The organism is Acidimicrobiia bacterium (assembly GCA_036396535.1).
GTDB lineage: Bacteria > Actinomycetota > Acidimicrobiia > Spongiisociales > UBA5794 > DASWKR01.
Window position 1 is genome coordinate 1 of the sequence record DASWKR010000061.1, and the last position, 20,633, is coordinate 20,633.

Annotated in this window: 22 protein-coding genes, 1 other RNA gene and 1 pseudogene; 8 read left to right on the forward strand and 16 right to left on the reverse strand. The window is 67.4% G+C overall.

Annotation, left to right across the window (positions count from 1 at the left end; genetic code table 11):
* A partial coding sequence (locus VGC47_11140) for a VOC family protein (protein HEX9855858.1) occupies positions 1–466 on the forward strand: 466 nt, incomplete at its 5' end.
* A 5-nt stretch (positions 467–471) separates the two neighbouring features.
* On the opposite strand, the gene VGC47_11145 is transcribed toward VGC47_11140, so the two are convergent.
* On the reverse strand, positions 472–1,545 hold the full coding sequence (locus VGC47_11145) for an ABC transporter ATP-binding protein (GenBank protein ID HEX9855859.1): 1,074 nt from the start codon (positions 1,543–1,545) through the stop codon (positions 472–474).
* Positions 1,546–1,649: 104 nt separating this feature from the next.
* On the opposite strand from VGC47_11145, the gene VGC47_11150 reads away from it, so the two are divergent.
* Positions 1,650–1,883, forward strand: a complete 234-nt coding sequence (locus VGC47_11150; GenBank protein ID HEX9855860.1) for a hypothetical protein — start codon at positions 1,650–1,652, stop codon at positions 1,881–1,883.
* Positions 1,884–1,929: 46 nt separating this feature from the next.
* Here the strand turns inward: VGC47_11150 and rdgB are convergent, their stop codons facing one another.
* The 6 genes from rdgB to VGC47_11180 all read right to left on the reverse strand — a co-directional run bounded on the left by rdgB (position 1,930) and on the right by VGC47_11180 (position 6,763).
* Positions 1,930–2,529, reverse strand: coding sequence for an RdgB/HAM1 family non-canonical purine NTP pyrophosphatase (gene rdgB, locus VGC47_11155; GenBank protein HEX9855861.1), 600 nt, complete (start codon positions 2,527–2,529; stop codon positions 1,930–1,932).
* Complete coding sequence (gene rph, locus VGC47_11160; GenBank protein HEX9855862.1) at positions 2,526–3,233, reverse strand: ribonuclease PH; 708 nt, start codon at positions 3,231–3,233, stop codon at positions 2,526–2,528. The genes rdgB and rph overlap by 4 nt, the downstream gene beginning before the upstream one ends.
* A gap of 9 nt (positions 3,234–3,242) precedes the next feature.
* Positions 3,243–3,989, reverse strand: coding sequence for an MBL fold metallo-hydrolase (locus VGC47_11165; protein ID HEX9855863.1), 747 nt, complete (start codon positions 3,987–3,989; stop codon positions 3,243–3,245).
* A gap of 68 nt (positions 3,990–4,057) precedes the next feature.
* A complete protein-coding gene (locus tag VGC47_11170; GenBank protein ID HEX9855864.1) occupies positions 4,058–4,684 on the reverse strand; it encodes a M67 family metallopeptidase in 627 nt (208 codons plus the stop codon).
* A 73-nt stretch (positions 4,685–4,757) separates the two neighbouring features.
* Positions 4,758–5,987, reverse strand: a complete 1,230-nt coding sequence (locus tag VGC47_11175) for an arginine deiminase (GenBank protein HEX9855865.1) — start codon at positions 5,985–5,987, stop codon at positions 4,758–4,760.
* Positions 5,984–6,763 carry a maleylpyruvate isomerase family mycothiol-dependent enzyme gene (locus tag VGC47_11180; protein HEX9855866.1) on the reverse strand — a complete coding sequence of 260 codons (780 nt, stop codon included), beginning with the start codon at positions 6,761–6,763 and terminating at the stop codon, positions 5,984–5,986. The genes VGC47_11175 and VGC47_11180 overlap by 4 nt, the downstream gene beginning before the upstream one ends.
* 451 nt (positions 6,764–7,214) lie before the next feature.
* On the opposite strand from VGC47_11180, the gene VGC47_11185 reads away from it, so the two are divergent.
* The 4 genes from VGC47_11185 to VGC47_11200 are packed head-to-tail and all read left to right on the forward strand — an operon-like array spanning position 7,215 to position 9,666.
* Positions 7,215–7,661, forward strand: coding sequence for a hypothetical protein (locus VGC47_11185; GenBank protein HEX9855867.1), 447 nt, complete (start codon positions 7,215–7,217; stop codon positions 7,659–7,661).
* Positions 7,658–8,662 carry a hypothetical protein gene (locus VGC47_11190; GenBank protein HEX9855868.1) on the forward strand — a complete coding sequence of 335 codons (1,005 nt, stop codon included), beginning with the start codon at positions 7,658–7,660 and terminating at the stop codon, positions 8,660–8,662. The genes VGC47_11185 and VGC47_11190 overlap by 4 nt, the downstream gene beginning before the upstream one ends.
* Before the next feature lie 16 nt (positions 8,663–8,678).
* Positions 8,679–9,161: a YbaK/EbsC family protein gene (locus VGC47_11195; protein ID HEX9855869.1), complete on the forward strand. Its 483-nt coding sequence runs from the start codon at positions 8,679–8,681 to the stop codon at positions 9,159–9,161.
* A 1-nt stretch (position 9,162) separates the two neighbouring features.
* Positions 9,163–9,666 carry a GNAT family N-acetyltransferase gene (locus VGC47_11200; protein ID HEX9855870.1) on the forward strand — a complete coding sequence of 168 codons (504 nt, stop codon included), beginning with the start codon at positions 9,163–9,165 and terminating at the stop codon, positions 9,664–9,666.
* Positions 9,667–9,744: 78 nt separating this feature from the next.
* Here VGC47_11200 and ssrA read toward each other — a convergent pair.
* Positions 9,745–10,100: a transfer-messenger RNA gene (gene ssrA, locus VGC47_11205) on the reverse strand.
* Between the two features lie 185 nt (positions 10,101–10,285).
* Here ssrA and VGC47_11210 point away from each other — a divergent pair.
* Both VGC47_11210 and VGC47_11215 read left to right on the forward strand, forming a co-directional pair.
* Positions 10,286–11,410 (forward strand): deoxynucleoside kinase, encoded by a 1,125-nt coding sequence (locus VGC47_11210; GenBank protein ID HEX9855871.1) that lies wholly within the window; start codon positions 10,286–10,288, stop codon positions 11,408–11,410.
* Between the two features lie 26 nt (positions 11,411–11,436).
* Entirely contained in the window at positions 11,437–12,348 is a 912-nt protein-coding gene (locus tag VGC47_11215) for a DMT family transporter (GenBank protein ID HEX9855872.1), read from the forward strand.
* Between the two features lie 56 nt (positions 12,349–12,404).
* On the opposite strand, the gene smpB is transcribed toward VGC47_11215, so the two are convergent.
* From smpB to VGC47_11255, 8 genes and pseudogenes are all read right to left on the reverse strand, one after another.
* Positions 12,405–12,869, reverse strand: a complete 465-nt coding sequence (gene smpB / locus VGC47_11220; protein ID HEX9855873.1) for an SsrA-binding protein SmpB — start codon at positions 12,867–12,869, stop codon at positions 12,405–12,407.
* Positions 12,869–13,756, reverse strand: a complete 888-nt coding sequence (locus VGC47_11225) for a permease-like cell division protein FtsX (GenBank protein HEX9855874.1) — start codon at positions 13,754–13,756, stop codon at positions 12,869–12,871. The genes smpB and VGC47_11225 overlap by 1 nt, the downstream gene beginning before the upstream one ends.
* 116 nt (positions 13,757–13,872) lie before the next feature.
* Positions 13,873–14,547: pseudogene (gene ftsE / locus VGC47_11230) on the reverse strand (cell division ATP-binding protein FtsE).
* A 121-nt stretch (positions 14,548–14,668) separates the two neighbouring features.
* Positions 14,669–15,788 (reverse strand): peptide chain release factor 2 gene (gene prfB, locus VGC47_11235; GenBank protein ID HEX9855875.1). Its coding sequence is split into 2 segments (ribosomal slippage): positions 14,669–15,709 and positions 15,711–15,788, totalling 1,119 coding nucleotides; the frame shifts between segments, so codons are not numbered across the junction.
* Between the two features lie 42 nt (positions 15,789–15,830).
* Positions 15,831–18,509 carry a preprotein translocase subunit SecA gene (gene secA, locus VGC47_11240; protein HEX9855876.1) on the reverse strand — a complete coding sequence of 893 codons (2,679 nt, stop codon included), beginning with the start codon at positions 18,507–18,509 and terminating at the stop codon, positions 15,831–15,833.
* 46 nt (positions 18,510–18,555) lie between these two features.
* Positions 18,556–19,194: a response regulator transcription factor gene (locus VGC47_11245; protein ID HEX9855877.1), complete on the reverse strand. Its 639-nt coding sequence runs from the start codon at positions 19,192–19,194 to the stop codon at positions 18,556–18,558.
* A gap of 97 nt (positions 19,195–19,291) precedes the next feature.
* Entirely contained in the window at positions 19,292–19,855 is a 564-nt protein-coding gene (gene raiA, locus VGC47_11250) for a ribosome-associated translation inhibitor RaiA (GenBank protein ID HEX9855878.1), read from the reverse strand.
* A 30-nt stretch (positions 19,856–19,885) separates the two neighbouring features.
* Positions 19,886–20,569 (reverse strand): double zinc ribbon domain-containing protein, encoded by a 684-nt coding sequence (locus VGC47_11255; GenBank protein HEX9855879.1) that lies wholly within the window; start codon positions 20,567–20,569, stop codon positions 19,886–19,888.
* Positions 20,570–20,633 lie beyond the last annotated feature (64 nt).

Sequence of the window (20,633 nt, forward strand, 5' to 3'; positions counted from 1 at the left end):
CGTGCACGACCGGGACGAGGCAGCCGGCAGCCCGTTCGGACGATGGGTGACGAGGCTCGCCGCGGCCGCCGAGCAGCTCGGTGCCGCCGAGCAACTCGGTGCCGTCTGCCTGGGGACGAACGACATCACCGGAGTCGCCGATCGCATCGGGTCGCCTGCCGTGACGATGCAGCGCGTCCGCCCGGACGGAGTGACGCTGTCGTGGACCGTCACGGGCGTCGATACCGCCCTGCAGGCCGGATTGCCGTTCTTCATCCAGTGGCACGTCGCACCGGAAGATCATCCGTCCAGGACGCCGGTCGGCCATCTCGTCGATGTGCACGGGATCGAGTGGGTGGAGATCGGAGTGGATGCCGACGCCTTGGAGCGTCACGTTGGCAGCCCGAGCATCCTGATCAGGGCCGGGAGCCACCTGGGCGGCGTACGAGCCGGCATCGCAACCGGTGGCGGCACGATCGTGCTCTGAGCCGCTCAGCAACTCGTGCTTGCGAGACTGAGCCCGGTGTCGGCGGCGAACACGTGGAATCGGGAGATGCGCACGGTGACCTCCCGACCGGGATCGGCGGGTGCGTTCCGACTCGACATCAGGAGGGTCCACCCGCCGGCATCGACTCGGGAGAGCAGGTTCGACCCGATCCGCTGGGAGCTCACGACCGCCCCGGAGATCGGCCCGACAGGGTCGACGGACACGTCTCCGGATCGGACGAGCACGTCCACCTCGTCGCCGATGTGAGGGTCGAGGTCCACCTGGCGCGGGTAGAGGACGAGCCCTCGGGCAGCCAGATGGGGCGTCCCCGGATCTCCGACCACCTGCATCCTGAGCACTGTGAGCGGCGCCAACGAGAGCAACTCGGCGACGAGACGGGTCGCCGGTCTGGCGTACATCTCTTGAAGGGAGCCGACTTGGGCGATGCGGCCATCCGCCATCACGGCTCCCCGGTCTGCGATCGCCATCGCATCCTCGGGGTCGTTCGTGGCGAACAGGGTCGTGACGCCGTAGCCGGATTGGAGGCGCTTGAGGTCACCGCGCAATCGCTTGCGCACAGGAGCGTCGAGCATGGCGAGCGGCTCGTCGAGCAACAGGACGCGCGGTCGGCGAACCATCGCCCTGGCGATCTGGACGAGTTGACCCTCACCCGCCGACAGTTGCCTCGGATACCTCTCGGTGAGCCCTTCGATGCCGAGCGCCCGCATCTCGCTGAGAACCCGCTTGTCGATCTCGTCCTGAGCGATCGATCGGATGTCGAGCGGGAACTGGACGTTCCTGCGAGCCGAGAGGAACGGGATCAGTGAGCTGTTCTGGAAGACCATCGCCAAGTCTCGATCGGCGGGCTCGACACCGTGCATCGCCTCGCCGTCGAACCACAGCTCGCCGTTCTGGGGTGTGTCGAGCCCTGCGACGACTCGCAGCAGAGACGTCTTGCCCGATCCGGAGGCGCCGAGAATGGCGAACAGCTCGCCGTCGTCGACAGCCAGGGAAACGGCATCGAGGATGCGAGTCCCCCCTCTCGTCACGCTCACCCCGTCGAGCGTGACCGCCGCCATCAGCCGTCCCAGCGGAAACTAGTCACGGTGGTCCCCGACAAACCATGCTCGTGCATCACCCGCCGATCGCCGATCCTTGAAACGTACCGTCCAGGAGAGTGCAAGTGGCAACCGAATCCCGTCTCGCGGCAGCTTTTCGCAGGCTCGAGGCGCAGCGGTCGGAGCTGGAGCACCAGATCGTGACCGAGCTCGATGAGCTCTTCTTCGGGGCGGAGCAGCCTGTCGTCGTGGAGATGGCCACGAGCGATCCGTTCCGCTACAGCACGGATTCGCTCGGCACGGCGGCCACCGACACGGCGATCAACTGCCATGTGACCACCACCTGGTTCGAGGCTTAGACAAGACACGCCGTGCGCCAGACGATCCCGGCCCTCGGGGCCGGGATCAGTCGCGCCACGATCCCGTCTGGTCGCCGGCCAGTCGTTCGGCGAGCGCTCGCAGCGCCCGCGCCCTGTGGCTGATCTCGTTCTTCCTCGCCGTTCCCATCTCTGCGAGCGTCTCGCCGTCGACTTCGAACACCGGGTCGTAGCCGAAGCCGCCGGCGCCTCTCCTCGCCGCGGCGATCGTGCCTTCGAGGACTCCCTCGGCGACGACGGGCTCCTCCCCGGGCGTCACGAGCGCAACGACCGTCCGGAACCTCGCTGATCGATCGGCGACCCCGACCAGGTCGGCGAGGAGCTTCGAGACGTTGTCCTCGTACGAGGCGCCGTCGCCGGCGAACCGCGCCGTGTGGACGCCCGGGGCGCCGCCGAGGCCTGCGACCTCGAGCCCGGTGTCGTCTGCGACGGCGGCCAGACCCGTGTGGGCCGCGACTGCCGCAGCCTTGAGGAGCGCATTGCCTTCGAGCGTCGGCTCGGTCTCCTGCACCCCCGGCCACGTCACATGGCGCACGACCTCGATGTCGAGATCGATTCCCGCCAGGACCGCCTCGACCTCGGAGACCTTGTCCGGGTTCTGCGACGCCACGACGATCAGGCGAGTCACGCCTCCCTCGCCTGGCGTTGTCTCCGCACGAGAGAGCCGATTCCGTCCGTGGCGAGGTCGATCATCGCTTCGAGCTGTGACCGCTCGAACGGAGCGCCCTCGGCGGTTCCTTGGATCTCGACCAGCTTGCCGGACCCTGTCATCACGACGTTGCAGTCGACCTGAGCCGAGACGTCCTCCTGGTACTCGAGGTCGAGCAACACCTCGTCCCCGACGATCCCGACCGAGACGGCTGCCACCTCGTCGACGATCGGGCTGGCGGCGAGCTTGCCCGCCGCCACCCTCGCGTCGAAGGCGTCGGCGAGCGCCACCCAGGCTCCCGTGATCGCCGCGGTCCTCGTACCGCCGTCGGCCTGGAGCACGTCGCAGTCGATGCGCGCCGTCAGGTCGGTCATCGCCGCGAAGTCGACGGCGGCTCGCAGCGACCTGCCGATGAGGCGCTGGATCTCCTTGGTGCGGCCGCCGCTGATCGACCCGCGCGAGATCCGCTCCCTGCCGGAACCGGGCAACATCGCGTACTCGGCGGTGACCCACCCCTGTCCGGACTCGCGCATCCAAGGCGGCACGCCCTCATCGAACGAGACGGTGCACAACACGCGGGTGCGGCCCATCTCGATGAGCACCGAGCCCGGGGTCATCTCCGTGAACCCCCTGTGCAGCTTCACCGGGCGCAACTCGGCTGCGCTCCGCCCTTCTCGCATCATCCCTCCAGATCAGATCTCGATGGTCGTGCCCGGCCTTGCCAACTCGGGCTCCCTCCCCCACGTCGCGCCTGCTTCAGCGATCGAGCGCTCGTGGCTCAGCGTAGGCGGGAGGTGTGTCAGGATCAGTCTCCCGACATCGGCCTCGGCCGCCATTCGGCCGGCTCCTTCGGCGGTCATGTGGAACTCGAAGGCGGACTCGCTCACCGGCCCCTGCATCGAGGCTTCGCACAGCAACACGTCTGCTCGATGGGCGAGCTCCGTCACCGCCGTGCTCTCGCCCGTGTCCCCCGTATACACGAGCGACCGACCGGCAGCCTCGAGGCGCGTGGCGATCGACGGCACCGAGTGGTTGGCGGAAGCGAACGTCAAGGACACGGCGCCGATCGCGACCCGGGTGCCGGTCTGGCAGGTCGTGAAGTCGAATGCCGACCAGAACCCGTGGGACGGCCCCGAGGCGACATACGATCCGAAGTGCTCGGCGGCACCAGACGGCACGAACACCGGGAGCCTCGTCGCCCCCGGACCGTGGGCGACGAAGTGGTAGAAGCCGAGGAAGTCGGTCGAGTGGTCCAGGTGGGTGTGGCTGATCACGATGGCGCTCAGCCGGCTCGGGTCGAAGATGTCGAGCAGAGCCATCAACGTGCCCGGTCCGGCGTCCAGCCAGATCGCCTCTTCGCCGTGCGTGACGAGGTAGCCGGATCCCGGGTTGCCGCGCACCGGGCTGCTCCCACTGCTGCCGAGGACGTGGAGGCGCATGTCAGGCGGTTGCCTCGTGGGGCGGCTCTGTCGTGACTGGGTCTCGCAGCTCCATCACGGTGGCGATCCTATTGGCGGCCATCGGGCTGTCCCGCAGTCCCAACCGGGGTCACCCGGCCGTCCCGTATCCTGAACCAGGCGACCACGGGAGCATCGAGGTCAACGAGGGAGACGACGACGTAGAGCCACTCGGGGTCGAGAGCCCTGGCGACGTCCGTGGAGGACGGATACGCGGAGCTCGACGGATGCGAGTGGAACGCCCCGCCGATCTCCCACCCGTTCCGCTCGGCGTGGCGCATCGCCATGAAGTGCTCGGCCGGATCGACGGTGAACCGATGCGCCGAGCGATCGACGTTCGTCAGGCAGTAGACCATCCGTATGGCTCGCGTGGAGTCCGTCGCCAGCAGGCCGCACGCCTCCTCCGGGTGGGTGAAGCGGGCGTGGGCGACCATGGCAGCCGTGATCTCATCCGCCCCGGGCGGCTCTCGTCCGCCGTCGAGGATGGTGGCGGCCTGTGCCTCGGTCGCCGCGTCGACGACGAGCCTGATCCTGTGGTCGGAGAAGAATCCGGGACTCAGACCACCCTCGTCGTCTGCGACGATCATGCTCCTCAGGCCGGCATCGGCGAGCCGCGCCGCCGCCACCTCTGCGTCGCCTCGGTAGAGATACCTTCCGACGGTCACCAGCTCATCCACCGGTCCGAGCGTACCGGTGACCCGAGCACACTCACCGTCCTCGGGTCGGCCGATGCCGCCGCCAGGCACCGCCTCACCTCGGCACCGGCTCCCTGACGATCGGCTGCGTCATACAGCGACTCCCACCCCTCCCCCGGCACAGCTCGGACGAGTCGAGCTCGAGGACCTCGACTCCGGCGTCCACGAGCCGCCGGTTCGTCTCGACGTTGCGCGTATAGGCGACGACGAGACCCGGCTCGAGGGCGAGCGTGTTGTTGCCGTCGTCCCATTGCTCCCGCAGCATCCCGATGGCGTCCCCGCCCGTTGGGATGAACACGAGGTCGGCGCGCTCGAATGTGTCGTACAGCGAGGTGGCCAGGTCGTGAACGTGCTCGACCTGCAGCCGCGGTCCCATCCCCGGGGTGATGACGTGGACGTCGACCCTCTCGAGCATCCCGGGGAACACGTTGAACTTGTCGACGTCCACCATCGTGAACACCGTGTCGAGGTGCATGACCGATCGGTCGCGCTTGAGGTGCACGGCGATGACGCGCCGGATGGTGGACTGCGCGAAGAGGCGCTGCGCCAGGATCTCGACCGCAGCCGGAGCGGTGCGCTCGCCGATGCCGACCATGAGGGTGTCGTCGGTCAGGACGAGCACGTCGCCGCCCTCGATCGTCGCCGGGTATGCGTCGCCCGGCTCCTTTCCGAACCACACGGGGAATCGCACGTCACGAAAGCGCGGGTGGTGGCGGTAGATCATCCGCATGTACTCGGACTCGCGGGAGCGGGCGGGCGTGGCGAGCACGTTCATGCACAGTCCGCCCCTTATCCAGGCGGCGTTGTCCCTCATGAAGAGCAGGTTCGGGAGGGGACGCAGGACGTATGCCAGGCTGTCGGCCATGAGGTCCGCGAAAACGGACTCGACATCCCAGTCGACGAGCTCGCGATGCATGATCCCGCCGATCAGCAGGTCGACGACGGCTCTCGTCGGGGCGTCCGCCAGCGCGGAGACGAGCTCGGTCGCCACATGCGGCCCGCACTGGGCGGGGTTGAAGGCGAGCCTGAGCACTTCGTCACGGGCGCCGGCGTCGTCGAGGACCTCGCCGAGGAGCTTGTCGAAGTAGAGCACCTCTGTGCCCCGCTCCTCCATCATGGCAACGAAGTCGTCGTGCTCCCGTTGGGCCCGGCTCACCCACAGGAGGTCGTCGAAGAGGAGGGCTTCCTTGTTCTCGGGCGTGAGGCGGGCGATGGCGACGCCCGGCCGGTGCACCAGGACCTGCTTCAGCTTGCCGATCTCGCTTGAGACATCCGGGCTGGTCACTGGGTGGCGTCGGCGGCGGCACTCCGCAGGTCTCCGGCGATGGATGGGTCACCGGCGACCGTGAGTGATTCGAGCGGCCCTCTCCCCCAAGTCCACAGCAGCATGTCGCGTGCCCGTCCGCTCACCACCGCCCCGGAGTCACCGTGCCCGTCGTCGAGGACGAACCCCGGTTCGTCGGCGTAGACGTTGCCGGAGTTGGGCGACGTGCCGCTGTAGCCGATCTTCCTGAGTCGCCAGCGCCCTGCTGCGTCCTCGATGACCAGCTCGATGGTGCGGTCGGTCTCGGTGAGCTTCAGCCAGTCCGGGTACTCGCCCGCCATGAACACCTCCACCAGCTCGTCGACCCCGTCGGCGGCGAGCTCGGCGCCGATCGGCCCGACCTCCCCGTGTGCCAGCTCGGCGTCGGCTCTGTGGATCACCGTCTCGTGAGCCATCCTGCGGTACCAGAAGCCCGCCGTGCGATCGTTGTCGTACCAGCTCCACACCGGCTGTTCGGGGTCGGTCCTCGAGAGCGTGTCGAGGAGCAGGTCGACCCCCTCCTCGAACCACTCGATGAGACCGGATTCCGGGGCCTCGGGTTCGTCCGGAGGGTTGTCGACGACCAGCTCCCTGACTATCTGCTCCTTCTGGCGGTGCACCTGGCCGGTGTGGGCGACGAGGTCGGCGACACTCCATCCGGGGCATGAGGGAACCGGGGCGTCGAGGCCGAGCCGGGCGGCCGCGGCGAAGGCGTCGCCGTCGTGCCTGATCGCTTCGAGGTAGGAACCGAGCTCCACGGGCACAATCGTAGAGCCCCCCTGGACGCCGAAGAACCCGGAGATACTTCGACGAGCGAACTCGTCGACCCGAGCTCCACGGACACAACCGTAAAGCCCCCGGGGACGCGAAAGACCCGGAGATACTTCGACGAGCGAACTCGTCGACCTTGGACGCGAAAGACCCGGAGATACTTCGACGAGCGAACTCGTCGCCGCAATAGGACCAAGTTGCGGATCTCCGGGTCCCGGTGGTCCGAGTTGGAGTCGCCACCTTGCCGACCAGTGACGAAACGTCACACGTGTCGGAAAACGGCCACCCCCTTTCGACTGGTCAATGGCCGCTTAGCGCTCGGCCACCTCCAGGGTCCTCGATAAACCTTCACTCAACTAGGACCACCTCCTTTCCCTGGTCCGGTGATTCTGCCACACGATGCGCCCTTTCCGAAGTGATTCGTTGGAGAATGGGACCATGCGAGCGTGCGCCATCATCGTCGCGGCGGCCGTGCTCTCTGCGGCCTGCTCCGATGGCCGATCGGGTGAGATCGACCCGAGCGGAGGCGACGTCGTCGTCACGGTCGACGAGACATCGGGAGGCGACGCGGTCGTCGTCGAAGGAGAGGTACCGGAGGGATTTCCGATGCCGATGCCCGACGGCGGCGAGGTCGCAGATGCCGTCGTGACAACCGAGTCGGGGAGACGGGATTACCACGTCACCGCGCACTATCCGGACGATCGGTTCGACGAGCTGTTCGATCTCTACGATCAGTGGATGGAGGATGCCGGTTTCGTCGTAGCCGTCTCGGACCCGCGCAGCGGCTTCGCTCAGCTCGCCGGGCAGGGCAATGGAGTCACCGCCTCGGTCATATTGTCCGACCAGGGCGACGTCGTCTTCGTGAGCCTCTCATACGCCGAATGAGACGAACCGTCGCCGTTCTGGCGCTCCTCGTTGCAGGTTGCTCCGGGACGGGTGGGACCACGACCGGCACCGTGTCGGCCTCCGCGTCGTCCACGACGGGCACCGCCGGGCCCCCGGTCACGACGACCGCCGCCATCCCGCCAGACCTGCCCGAGCGAATGCTCGGGGTCGGGTTCAGCCCCCTGTCGTTCGAAGGTTCCGACTTCGATGACTTCTGGGACCGCGCCGCCGGAGCCGGGTCGGTCGTCTCCCATGCCGGCAGACTCGACGAGCTGGGAGACCCGAGCTCGGTGCTCGGGCTGGTGGCCGAAGAGGCGCAGGGCCGAGGGCTCGCCGCCGTGATCGTGGCGCACCCCGACTTCCCACTCACCGAGGCGAGCGTCGACGCCTACATCTTCGACGCCCTCTCGTTCGTGCGCGAGCACTCCGTCACGTTTCTCGGAATCGGAAACGAGGTGAATCGTCTCGCCCCGGACGAGTACGAGGATTTCGTGCTCCTGTTCGACCGGCTCGCGGCAGCCATCGCCAGCGTCTCTCCGAGCACGATCGTGTTCCCGGTCATGCAGTACGAATGGCTCGTCGGGCGCAGGGACGGCCTTCACGGCGACCTCGAGGTCCCGCCGACCTGGGAAGTCGTCGACGACTACCCGGCCGCCGAGGCATTCGGTATCACGTCCTATCCGGGCCTCGTGTTCGAGAGCCCGGCTGCGATGCCGGCCGGGTACTACGCCGATCTGGGCGAATACACCGACCTGCCGATCGTCGTCACGGCCACCGGCTGGCAATCGGGAGACGCACCGAACGGCTTCGCCGGCAGCGAAGACGAGCAGGCCGCCTTCGTCGATCGGTTCTTCGATCTGACCGCCTCCTTGCCGATCGCCATCGCGGCGTGGACGCACGTGTACGACCAGGATGCGCCCGTGCCGTTCGACACCATGGGGCTCGTCGGCGCCGACGGGTCCGACCGGCCGGCATGGAACCGCTGGGCAGCCGGCGGCTGAGTGGCACAATCACCGCGTGGATATCGAAGCACGGGTCAAGCAGGCTGCGGACGCCACCGGTGTCCCCTACACGCTCATCCCCTGCGACCCGGAGCTCGCCGACACGGCGATGTTCTGCGCTCACTACGGCTACCCGGAGAGCCAGTCGGCCAACACCATCGTCGTCGCCTCGAAGAGACCGCAAGGGCACAACGCCGCCTGCGTCGTCCTCGCCACCACCCGGCTCGACGTCAACAAGAAGGTGCGCGATCTGCTCGGCGTGAGAAAGCTCTCCTTCGCGCCGCCGGACCTGACGGCCGAGATCACGGGCATGACCATGGGCGGGGTGACCCCCTTCGGGCTCCCGGAAGGCTTGCCGCTCTACATCGACGACAGGGTGATGGGGTGCGACTGGGTCATCCTCGGCGGTGGCAGCCGCTCGCTCAAGCTGCAGGCGTCACCGGAGATCCTCTCCGCCCTTCCGAGCGCACTCGTGGTTCGCGACCTGGCGTTCGAGTGACATGGGCGTCGTCATCCGCCGCGGCACGAGCGACGACATCCCGAGACTCACGGAGATCTACAACCATTGGATCGTCGGCACCCATGTCTCATTCGATCGGGAGCCACAGACCGAGGAGTGGCGGCGTGCCTGGTTCGAGAAGTACTCCGACGACGGGCGCTACCAACTGTTCGTCGGCGAGGTGGATGGCGTCATCGTCGGGATGTCGTACAGCAGCCCGTTCCGCGCCAAGGAGGCGTACGAGACGACGGTCGAGACCACGGTCGTGCTCGACGAGGCCGCCATCGGTCACGGCTACGGCCGCATGCTCTTGGAGCGGCTCGTCGAGGAGCTCGAGAAGACGGATACGCACCGGGCCATCGCTGGGGTCGCCCTCCCGAACGATGCCTCGGTCATGCTCCATGCCGACCTCGGCTACCGCACGGTGGGCGTCTACGACGAGGTGGGCCGCAAGTTCGGCAAGTACTGGTCGGTGCAGATGATGGAGCGCCGGCTCGACGGCTGACCAGCCTCACGCGGGCGCCACGCCGAGCCGCGGGGGCGACGGCAGCGCGTCTCCGGCCGGCTCCAGAAGGCTGGAAACGGGTGGAGGTGGGGGGAGTCGAACCCCCGTCCCATGAGGCTTCGGTGACGGCATCTCCGAGCGCAGCCGGCAGCAAGTGTTCGGTCGAGGAGACGCTGCCGGCGCCTTTCACCTGCGACCTAGTCGGGATTGGTCTTGAGCGACGGGTCCCGACATCCCCGTCGCCGCATCCTGCATTGCGTTGCCCGATCCCTCCGAGGCAGGCGCCCAGCGGGCGGACAGGCCGCGTTAGTTAGGCGGCCAGTGCCAGATCGTTGTCGGCACTTGTTGGTTTCCCGGCGATTTAACGAGGACTCCGGGGTTCCTCGGCTCGCTTCCGTCACTTCAACCCTCACGGTCGAAACCGTTTCACCCCCGTGAGGTGTCGTCCGCAGACGACCAGAACACGATAGTCGCGACCATGCCGTGCCAGCGCCCGGGCCGCCATCCATACCAGTTGCCACGCTGGGCGCGCCCTGGCTACCGTCGGTGGCGCCGGTTGGTGTGCAAGACGTTTGACCTCTTCAAGGCATGCGCATGCGTCGATGAAGGGAGCGTTCTCATGGCGGAGCGCCGCCGACCACGGGTGTACTACGCGGCTGGCCTGTTCAACGAGGGCGAGCGGTCGTTCAACCTGCGCGCCAAGGAGATCCTCGACGACCTCGGCTACCAGGTCTGGTTCCCACAGTTGGACGCCGGCTTCCTCGAGGACTACATGGTCGACGGGCTGACCCTCGAACAGGCGAGGGACGCCATCTTTCGCAAGAACCTCGTCGCGGTCGAGCAAGCGGACGTCCTCGTCTTCAACCTCGATGGACGTGTCCCCGACGAGGGAGCATGCATCGAGGCGGGCATCGCCTACGGACGGGGCAAGCGCGTCATAGGCCTCCAAACCGACTTTCGCGCCGTTGAGCCGGGCGGCAACAACCTCATGATCGACGGCATCATCGACTACCAGATCGCCGGGAGCCTCGACGACCTGAAAGAGATGCTCGCTCCCGACCGGATCGAGATCGACCTGCGGGCCGACGAGTCGATCACGATCGACCTGCGCTCGCGACGTCCGTACATCGCCGTGTCCGGGCCGCTCGGGGTCGGCAAGACGTCCCTCGTCGATCTGCTGACCTCGAAAGGCCGGTGGCATGCGCTCGACGAGCCGATCGACGAGAACCCGTACCTGTCCGACGTCTACGCCAACCTCAAGGACCTCGGGTTCCGCATGCAGACGTACTACCTGGCCCAACGGGCTCGCCAGCATCAGGCGTCGGCGGGGATCGACAAGCCGGTCGTCCAGGAGCGGTGCATCCAGGAGGACGGGTTGGTCTTCTTCCACGCATACCACGCTGCCGGCGCGTACGACTCGAACGATCTCGCCACCTTGCTGTCGCTCTACGAGGCGCTCGCCGCTCAATTGCCGACGCCGGACGCAATCGTCGTCCCGTGGGCGCCATTCGATCTGACCCTCGAACGGATCGCGGCGAGGGGCAGGATCGCAGAGCGCGAAATCGATCATTCCTTCCTCGAGGGCGTCTACGATCGCTACTCGGACTGGCTGGTCGACTATTCGGAGATCCCGATCGTGAAGATCGATTCGAGCCTGCTCGACTTCGTGCACTCCCCCGAGGACCAGGCCGAGACGTTGCGCCAGATCGACAAGGCGCTCGAAGGCGTCGGCCTGACCGTGTGACCCAGGAGCAGGAACCACCCCCGACCGTGCCCCAAGCCGTCGGCTTGGCGCTCGCGGCTGCGTTCTTGTGGGCGACATCCTTCGTGTGGATCAAGCAAGGGCTCGAGGAGATCCCGCCCATCACGTTCGCTTCCTTGCGGTACCTCATCGGAGCGGTGGCGCTGGCCGTCTATCGCCTCGCCCGGCCGACCCGCAAGGTGACGATCACGCCGAGCGCGGGCCGCACGATGACTGCGCTCGGTCTCCTCCTCTACGCCGTCGTGCCCGCCTTGCTGTTCCTGGGCCTCGATCTGGTCGAGGCCGTCAGCTTCAACTTCGTCTTCCAGGCCGGGATCCCCCTCGTGCTCGCCTTCACGGCCGGCACCCTCCTCCACGAGCCCACATCGCGCTGGGAGTTCGTGGGCGTAGTCGTCGTCGTCGCCGGGATCTACGTCTTCTTCCCCGCCCTTCCGACAGGGTCGGAGGCCGCCGGGCTGCTCCTGGCCGCCGGCGCAGCCGTCGGCATCGGCGTCTCCAACCTGCTGCAGCGTCGACTGATGCGGGACGGCGCCGTCTTCAGCATCGACGCCACCTTGGTTCCGATGGCCGTCGGTAGCATCGCGTTGCTCGGCGTCGCTCTCATCGTCGAGGCCTTCCCTCCTCTCACCGTGCGCTCGCTGTCGCTGCTGCTCCTGCTCGGCATCGTCAACACTGCGGTGGCCTTCACCCTGTGGCATAGGGCGATGAAGACGCTCAACGCACTCCACGCAGGCGTGATCGCCACCACCCAACTCGTCGAGGTGGCCCTCCTGGCGTGGTTGTTCCTCGGCGAGGACCTCACCATCGGAAGGATCACCGGCTCGGTCATCGTCATCGGCGGGATCGTCATCGTGCACGTGAGCAAGGCCAAGGCCGCCAGGGGTGTCGGCCTCGACGTGCCGCTCGTGATCGAGGCGTAGCCCGGTTCCGGCGTCCCGGCGTCGCATCGATGCGATGGGGGGACGCAAGAACGGATTCAGCGCTGCCTGGTCGCCCGCTCCATCTCGCGACGCTGCTCGCGCTCCCTGATCTTCTGGCGCTTGTCGTAAGCCCGGCGGCCCTTGGCCAGCGCCATCTCGACCTTGGCGAGCCCTCCGCTGAAGTAGATCGACAGGGGCACGAGCGTGAGGCCCTCCTCGCGGAGCTTGCCGACCAGCGTGTCGATCTGGCGCCGATGGAGGAGCAGCTTGCGTGACCTCTCGGGGTCGTGCCCCCCGTCCCTGGCGAACTGATAGGGGGCGATGTGCAGGTTCTCGAGCCAGATCTCGCCGTCGCGCAGAGTGCCGTATGCATCCTTCATCTGCACCTGGGCCGCCCGCAGGCTCTTCACCTCGGAGCCGGTCAGGGCGATACCGCACTCGTAGGTGTCGAGAACGTCGTAGTCGTGGCGAGCCTTCCGGTTGGTGGCGACGACCCTGCGGCCCGCATCTTGTTTGGTCATCAGGTTCTGATGTAACGGTGCACGGCGAGGCTGATGGCGCTCCCGACGGCTCCGACCGCGACCCCGAACACCATGACCAGGACGGCAGCCTTCACGAGGAAGTTGCTGCCGATCGTGAGGTCGATGAAGTCCGGCAGCCCGTCGAGCTGGGTCTCACCGAGCCGGTACACGCCGACGGCGAGGACGACCGCCAGCAAGGCACCCAGGAAGCCTTCGAGCATCCCTTCGAGCAGGAAGGGCGTGCGCACGAACCAGTTCGACGCCCCGACGAGCTTCATGATCTCTATCTCTTCGCGCCTGGCGTACACCGCCATGTGGATCGTGTTGGCGATCAGGGCGACGGCGGCGACGCCGAGGGCGACGGCGAGCACCCACGAGAACACGCGCAGTCCGTCCCGCAACGCCGTGATCCTGTCGACGGCGGCGCCTGCCGAGGCGACCGAGTCGACGCCGCGGGTCCCCTCGAGGCGGCTCACGATCCCGTCGTAGTCCTTGAGGTCGGACGGCTGGATCCTGAAGGACGCCGGGATGATCGCCGGGTTCTCCTCGATGAGCTCGAGCACAGTCGGGTCGTCCTCGAACTGATCGCGGGCGATCTCGAGCGCCTGCGACTTCGAGACGAAGCGCACTTCGGCGACGTCCTCCCATCCGTCGATGGTCTCTTGGAGGGTCTGCACACCTGGGCCGTCGAGCTCGTCGCTGACGTAGGCCTCGACCCTCACGTCCTCGGACCACTTGACCGTGTTGACCCTGACGATCTCGCCGAAGAGCAGCGTCGAGAACGTGAGGAACAGCGAGATGAACACCGCCAGGACGGCGCCGAGGACCACGAGAGCGTTCCGGCCCATGTTGTGGAATGCCTCGCCGAGGACGTACTGGAGGCGCATCAGCCGCTCCCCTCGCCGGCCTCGGGTTCCTCCGGGAAGCTCTCCTGACCTTCGAGCGCCTGAGGGGGAGCTTCCATCTGCCGGCGGCGCACGGCCGGCCGCTCCCTCGTCCGGTCCTCGTACACCCCCCGGCTCTGGTCGCGCACGACCCGGCCTCGGTCGAGTTGGACGACACGGCGGCGCATCGCGTCGACGATGGCGTGGTCGTGCGTTGCCATGACCACGGTCGTGCCGGTCCGGTTGATCCTGTCGAGGATCCGCATGATCCCCACCGACGTCGCCGGATCGAGGTTCCCGGTCGGCTCGTCGGCGAGCAAGATGAGCGGCCGGTTCACGAATGCCCTGGCGATCGAGACGCGCTGCTGCTCACCGCCGGAGAGCTGTCTCGGGTTCCTGTCGGACTTCTCGGACAGGCCGACGAGCTTGAGGACCTGTGGCACCTGCGCCCTGATCGAGTGGCGCGGCTTCCCAGTCGCTTCGAGCGCGAACGCCACGTTCTCGAACACCGTCTTGTTCGGCAGGAGCTTGAAGTCCTGGAACACGGTCCCGATCGAGCGACGCAGGTGCGGCACCTTCCAGCTCGGCATCGCCGAGGCGTGTTTGCCTGCGATCCAGATGTCGCCGTTGGTGGGGCGGTCCTCGCGCATCATGAGGCGGATGAGGGTCGACTTGCCCGATCCCGATGGCCCGACGAGGAAGACGAACTCCCCCTTCTGGATGTCGAGCCCGACGTCCTTGACGGCGACAGTGGCGCCGTCGTAGACCTTCGTGACGTTCTGGAGGCGAATCACCGCGGACCTTTCGCAGGAGATGAGTCGGGCGCGGAGGCCCGATGTCTGGCTGGCCCCTCTCCCTGCTCTCGGCCAGATGGTACCGACGGCTCCGCCATATACAAGCTCTCTCGCACCGCCGCTAGGCCCTCTCGGCCTGAGCCCTCCGCCACTGCAGGTACGAGTCGGTCAGTGCGTCGAGGTCCCCGTCGAGGACGCCGTTGACGTTCCCGATCTCCAGGTCGGTCCGCAGGTCCTTCACGAGCTGGTACGGCTGGAGGACGTAGCTGCGGATCTGGCGACCCCACCCGGCCTCCGATTGCTCGCCACGTATGGCGTCGATCTCTTTCTGCTGCTCGTGGCGGTGATGCTCTGCGAGTCGGCTGGCGAGGATCTGCATCGCCCGGTTCTTGTTCTGGAGCTGGGACCGCTCGTTCTGGCACGCCACCACGATCCCGGTGGGCAGGTGCGTGATCCGGACGGCGGAGTCCGACGTGTTGACGTGCTGACCGCCGGCCCCCTGACTCCGGTACGTGTCGATCCTCAGGTCCTCTTGGTCGATCTCGACTTCCGTCGACTCGACCTCCGGGATGACGTCGACGCCGGCGAACGACGTGTGACGCCTGGCGGCGGCGTCGAACGGGCTGATGCGGACGAGGCGATGCACGCCGCGTTCGCCCTCGAACGTCCCGTAGGCGTGGTCTCCGCGCACGGTGAGCGTCGCCGACTTGATGCCGGCTTCCTCCCCGAGCGAGACCTCATCCACCTCGAAGTCGAACCCGCTCCGCTCGAGGTATCGCATGTACATCCTCATCAGCATCTCGGCCCAGTCGTGGGCGTCGACGCCTCCCGCACCGGCGTGGATGCTGACGATGGCTGGGTTGTCGTCGTACTCGCCGAAGAAGAGCGACTCGCGCTCGAGGCTCGAGAGCTCACCTTCGATGGACTGCAGGTCGGCGACTACCTCGGCCGCCGTCCCGGCGTCACTTTCCTCGGCGGCGAGCTGGAGGAGCACCTCGGCATCGTCGATGCGGGCCGCCAAGCCGGCCACCGCGTCGATCGTCGACTCGTAGCGGGCGAGCTTGCGAGTCACCTCGCGCGCCTTGTCCTGGTCCTCCCACAGGTCGGGCTCCGAAGCGGCGGCCCTCAGCTCGTCGAGCTCCTTCTTCTTGGTCTCGACGTCAAAGGAACCTCCGGGCGTCGTCGAGCCTGGCGCGCAGCGCCTTGATGAGGGCAGAGGGGTCGATCTCGTGAGTGGCCATGAGCCTGCAGGCTACCGGCGGGCACGGAACACGGGTGCCGGCTCAGGCCTCGACCGGCGCTCCCGGCTTGCCGTGACAGTGCTTGAACTTCTTGCCGGAGCCGCAGTGGCATGGATCGTTCCGGCCGATCTTGTCCTTCTTGGTGACCGTTCGCTGCTTGGGCGCGGCGCTCGACATCTCGACCGCGCTGCGCGGCTGGCGCTGCTCCTGGACGACTTCGACGTGGTACATGTACCGGATCGAGTCGAGCTTCACGGTCTCAACGAGGGCGGCGAACATGTCGAACCCCTCGCGCTGGTACTCGACGAGCGGATCACGCTGACCCATCGCTCGCAGCCCTATGCCCGAACGCAGGTAATCCATCTCGGCGAGGTGCTCGCGCCACTTGTTGTCGATCACCGAGAGGGCGACCGTGCGCTCCAGCCTGCGCATCACCGTCTCCGTGAGGTCGGCCTCACGGATGTCGTATGCCTTGACGGCATCCTCGATGAATACGTCGACGACCTCGCCTGAGTCGAGGTCGTCCGGATGGTCGAACGACGCCCGCGTGATCGTCGTCGGGTAGATCGTCGTCATCCTGGCGAGCAGCTCGTCCCAGTCCCAGTCCGCAGGATCCATGTTCTCCGTGGTGACGAGAACCTGGTCCTCGACGACGTCCTCCAGCCAGTCGAGCAGCAGCTTCTTCGTCTCTTCGCCCTCGAGGACCTGGTTACGCCACTTGTAGATGATCACGCGCTGGGTGTTCATCACCTCGTCGTACTTGAGGACGTTCTTGCGGATCTCGAAGTTCTGCTGTTCGACCTGCGCCTGCGCTCGGCGGATCGACCGGCTGACGAGCTTGTGCTCGATCGGGACGTCGTCTGGAAGCTTGAGGCGCTCCATGATCGACCCGACGCGGTCGGCCGCGAACCGCTGCATGAGGTCGTCGCCCAGCGACAGGTAGAAACGGGACTCACCGGGGTCGCCTTGGCGTCCGGACCGGCCTCGGAGCTGGTTGTCGATCCGTCGCGACTCGTGGCGCTCGGTGCCGAGGACGTAGAGACCGCCCAGCTCGACGACCTTGGCGTGCTCACCCTCCCACTCCGGACGCTTGCGCTCCACGAACCTGCGGACGTGGTCCTCGAACTCGGCCGTGTCCGGCTCCAGACCGGCCGCGATGGCCTCCTGCCGGCCCTCGAACTCGGTGTTGCCGCCGAGGATGATGTCGACACCGCGTCCGGCCATGTTCGTCGCGACGGTGACGGCACCGATGTTGCCGGCCTGGGCGATGATCTGCGCCTCGCGCTCGTGGTTGCGGGCGTTGAGCATCTCGTGCGGGATACCGTTGCGATCGAGGAACCGTGCCAGCCGCTCGTTCTTCTCGACCGACGTCGTGCCGACGAGGGCGGGCTGTCCCTTCGCGTGCCGCTCCTTGATGTCCTCGGTGAGCGCCGTCCACTTGGCGTCCTCGGTCTTATAGATCAGGTCGTCGTGGTCGCCGCGGACCATCGGCTGGTTCGTCGGGATCTCCACGACGTCGAGCTCGTAGATGTGATTGAACTCCGCCGCCTCCGTCATGGCGGTGCCAGTCATGCCCGAGAGCTTGTCGTACATGCGGAAGTAGTTCTGGATCGTGATCGTGGCCAGCGTCTGGTGCTCCTCGCGGATCCGGACGCCCTCCTTGGCCTCCACGGACTGGTGGATCCCGTCTGACCACCGGCGGCCGGGCATCTTGCGACCCGTGAACTCGTCCACGATCACGATCTCGCCGCCGTCGATCACGTACCCGCGGTCGCGCTTGTACAGCTCCTTGGCCTTGACCGAGCCCTGGAGGTAGTGGACGAGCGGGGTGTGCACCTGGTCGTAAAGGTTTTCGACCTCCAGCATCTGCTCGACGTGGTGGACGCCCTCCTCGGTCACCGCGATCGTCCGCTTCGCCTCGTCCACCTCGTAGTCGCGGTCCTTGGTCAACCGCTTCGCGATCTGCGCGAAGCGCGTGTACCACTGCGCCGACTCCTCGGCCGCGCCGGAGATGATCAGCGGTGTCCGCGCCTCGTCGATCAGGATCGAGTCGACCTCGTCCACGATCGCCAGGTCGTGTCCGCGCTGGGTGAGGTCCTCCCTGCGGAACGTCATGTTGTCGCGCAGGTAGTCGAACCCGAACTCCGAGTTCGTGCCGTACACGATGTCGCCCCCATAGATCGGCTTGCGCTCCTCGGGGCGCATCTGGTTCTGGATCGCACCGACCGACAGCCCGAGGAAGCGGTGTACCTGACCCATCCACTCGGCGTCGCGTTTGGCCAGGTAGTCGTTGACCGTTACCACGTGGACGCTGCGACCCGCGAGCGCGTTGAGGTAGCACGGCAGGGTCGCGGCGAGCGTCTTGCCCTCACCGGTGCGCATCTCGGCGATACGGCCTTGATGCAGGACGATCCCACCGTAGATCTGGACGTCGAAGTGACGCATCCGGACCGTCCGCTTCGCGGCTTCCCGGTTCACTGCGAACGCCTCCGGCAGCACCTGCTCCAGCGCCGCTTCGACCGTTTCGAACTCGGCTTGCGCCGGATCGCCGCCGCATAGGTCCCGGACGCGCTCGCGCAGGGCGTCCGTCTTGGCGCGCAGCTCCGGGTCGCTGAGACCCTCGACGTCGGACGCGAGGGCGTTGACGGCATCGACCTGGCCCGAGAGCTGCTTGAGCTTCCGCTTCTGGCCGGCCCCGAGGACCTTCTGGAGAACGCTCATCGGCGCAATGGTAGCCCGAAGCGGGGCCGAGAGCCGCTGCGGCGGGCTACTCGATCTCGAGGAGCTTCTCGCGCACCGCGTAGATCACGGCCTCCATGCGCGAGTTGAGGTGGAGCTTCTCGAGGATGTTACGGATGTGATTCTTGACCGTGTTCTCGGAGATGTGGAGGTCCTTGCCGATCTCGCGGTTGGTCTTGCCTTCGGCGACCAGCCTGAGGACCTCCATCTCGCGCTCGGTCAGGCGCGGGTGGTAGGGCCGCTCCTCGGCCCGCTTGGTCATCGTGGCGAACTCGGTCAGCAGCTTCGAGGCCATGGACGGCGACAGCAACGACTGGCCGGCCTGGATCTGTCGGATGGCCCGGGCGACCTCGTCGGGGTTGATCTCCTTCAGCAGGTAGCCGGACGCTCCGGCCTTGATCGCGTCGAAGAGGTCCTCTTCGTCGTCCGAGACGGTCAGCATCACGACCTTGGTCGTCGGCAGCGAATCCTTCAGGCGGCGCGCGGCCTCGATGCCGGCCATCTTCGGCATCCGGACGTCCATGAGGACGACGTCGGGGACGTGCTCCTCCGCCATCCGCACCGCCTCCTCGCCGTCGTTCGCCTCCCCCACCAGCTCGAGATCGGGCTCGTCGTCGAGGACGGTCTTCAGAGCCTGACGGAACAGCGCGTGGTCGTCGGCGATCATCACGCGGATCAGCTGGTCGCCCGACGTATCCTGCGCGTCAGCGCCGCCTGCTGCTTCCGGCTCACCGTTCGCCTGCACCATCGCCCGCCCTCTCGCCTTACGACCGGTGCTCGATCACACCGTAAGTACCGTCGCCGCGACGGTACACGACGGCGGGCGCCATCGTCTCGGCATCCGTGTACAGCCAGAACTCCAGCCCCCGGGAATCGAGTTCCAGCACGGCTTCCTCAGCCGCCATCGGCTTGCCCGGTGGCTGCCCGAGCCGCACGATCACCGGCCCATCTTCGTCCAGGGCAGGCGCCGCCCGGCTGTTCGGGCCCGGGTTCTCACGGCCGTTCGGCTCGTGGTTGGTCCGCTGTCCGCGGTTGCGCAGGCGGGCCTTCGCCTTCTTGACCTGCGTCTCGAGCCGGTGGGCGGCCTGGTCGATGGCGGCGAAGTGGTCACCACCGGCGCCGTGGGCGTGGAGGGTGTCCTTGGGAGTCTTGACCACCACCTCGACGCGGTGGCCGTTGCGCACGCGCGGGTTGCGCTCGGTGGACAGCTCGACCTCCATCTTGATGATGCGGTCGAAGAATCGCTCGACGCGTGTGAGCTTGTCGGTGGCGTATCCACGGAGGCGGTCGTTGAGGTCGACCCCGCGCCCCGTGAGGATGAGGTTCACATACGCAGTATATCGTCCCGCCACCGGGCTTCAGAGCCGGGGTCCTGCGTGCCGCCGAAGCGTCCTGGCGAGGGTGAGGACATCGACACGGTCCGCCCCTGCCGCCCGGAGCGCCCGAGCACCTGCATCGACGGTGGCACCCGTCGTGTACACGTCGTCCACGAGAAGGACGGCACCCGTCACGGGCCGGGACACGAACGCCGACGCGACGTTGGCTCGCCGCCGGTCGATCGACACGTCGGCCTGCCGGGAGGCGTCCCCGGCGCGGACCAGCGATCGCCTAAACGCCACGCCGAGCTCGCGCCCGACCGCACGGGCGAGGAGCTCGGCGTGGTCGAAGCCCCGCGCTCGGGCGCGGCGGCCGGCGGGGACGCAGGCGACCGTGCGTCCGTCCAGGCCCTCGCGCCGGGCGAGGTCGGCCAGCAGGCGTCCCGCGTCCGCTGCCAGCGAGGTCGAGCCACGCCGTTTCAGGACGAGCACGAGCCGCCGCGCCGGTCCACCGAAGACCAGCAGACTGCGGGCCCGGCCGAAAGCGGTCAACGACCGGCACGCTATGCAGGGCCCGGCTTCCGTGCCGGGGGTCCCGCACCGCCGGCACAGCGGCGGACCGATGATCTCGAGGGCCGTGGAGCAGTACTCGCAGAGGTCGCCGTCGGCGGCATCGCCGCATGCGGCGCAGCGCGCCGGAGCGATGAAGTCGGCCAGTGCACCCATGGGACCCGGGAGGATAACGGCGCCCACCGACGCCGCACCGATATCCTCACGCGTATGGCTCCGC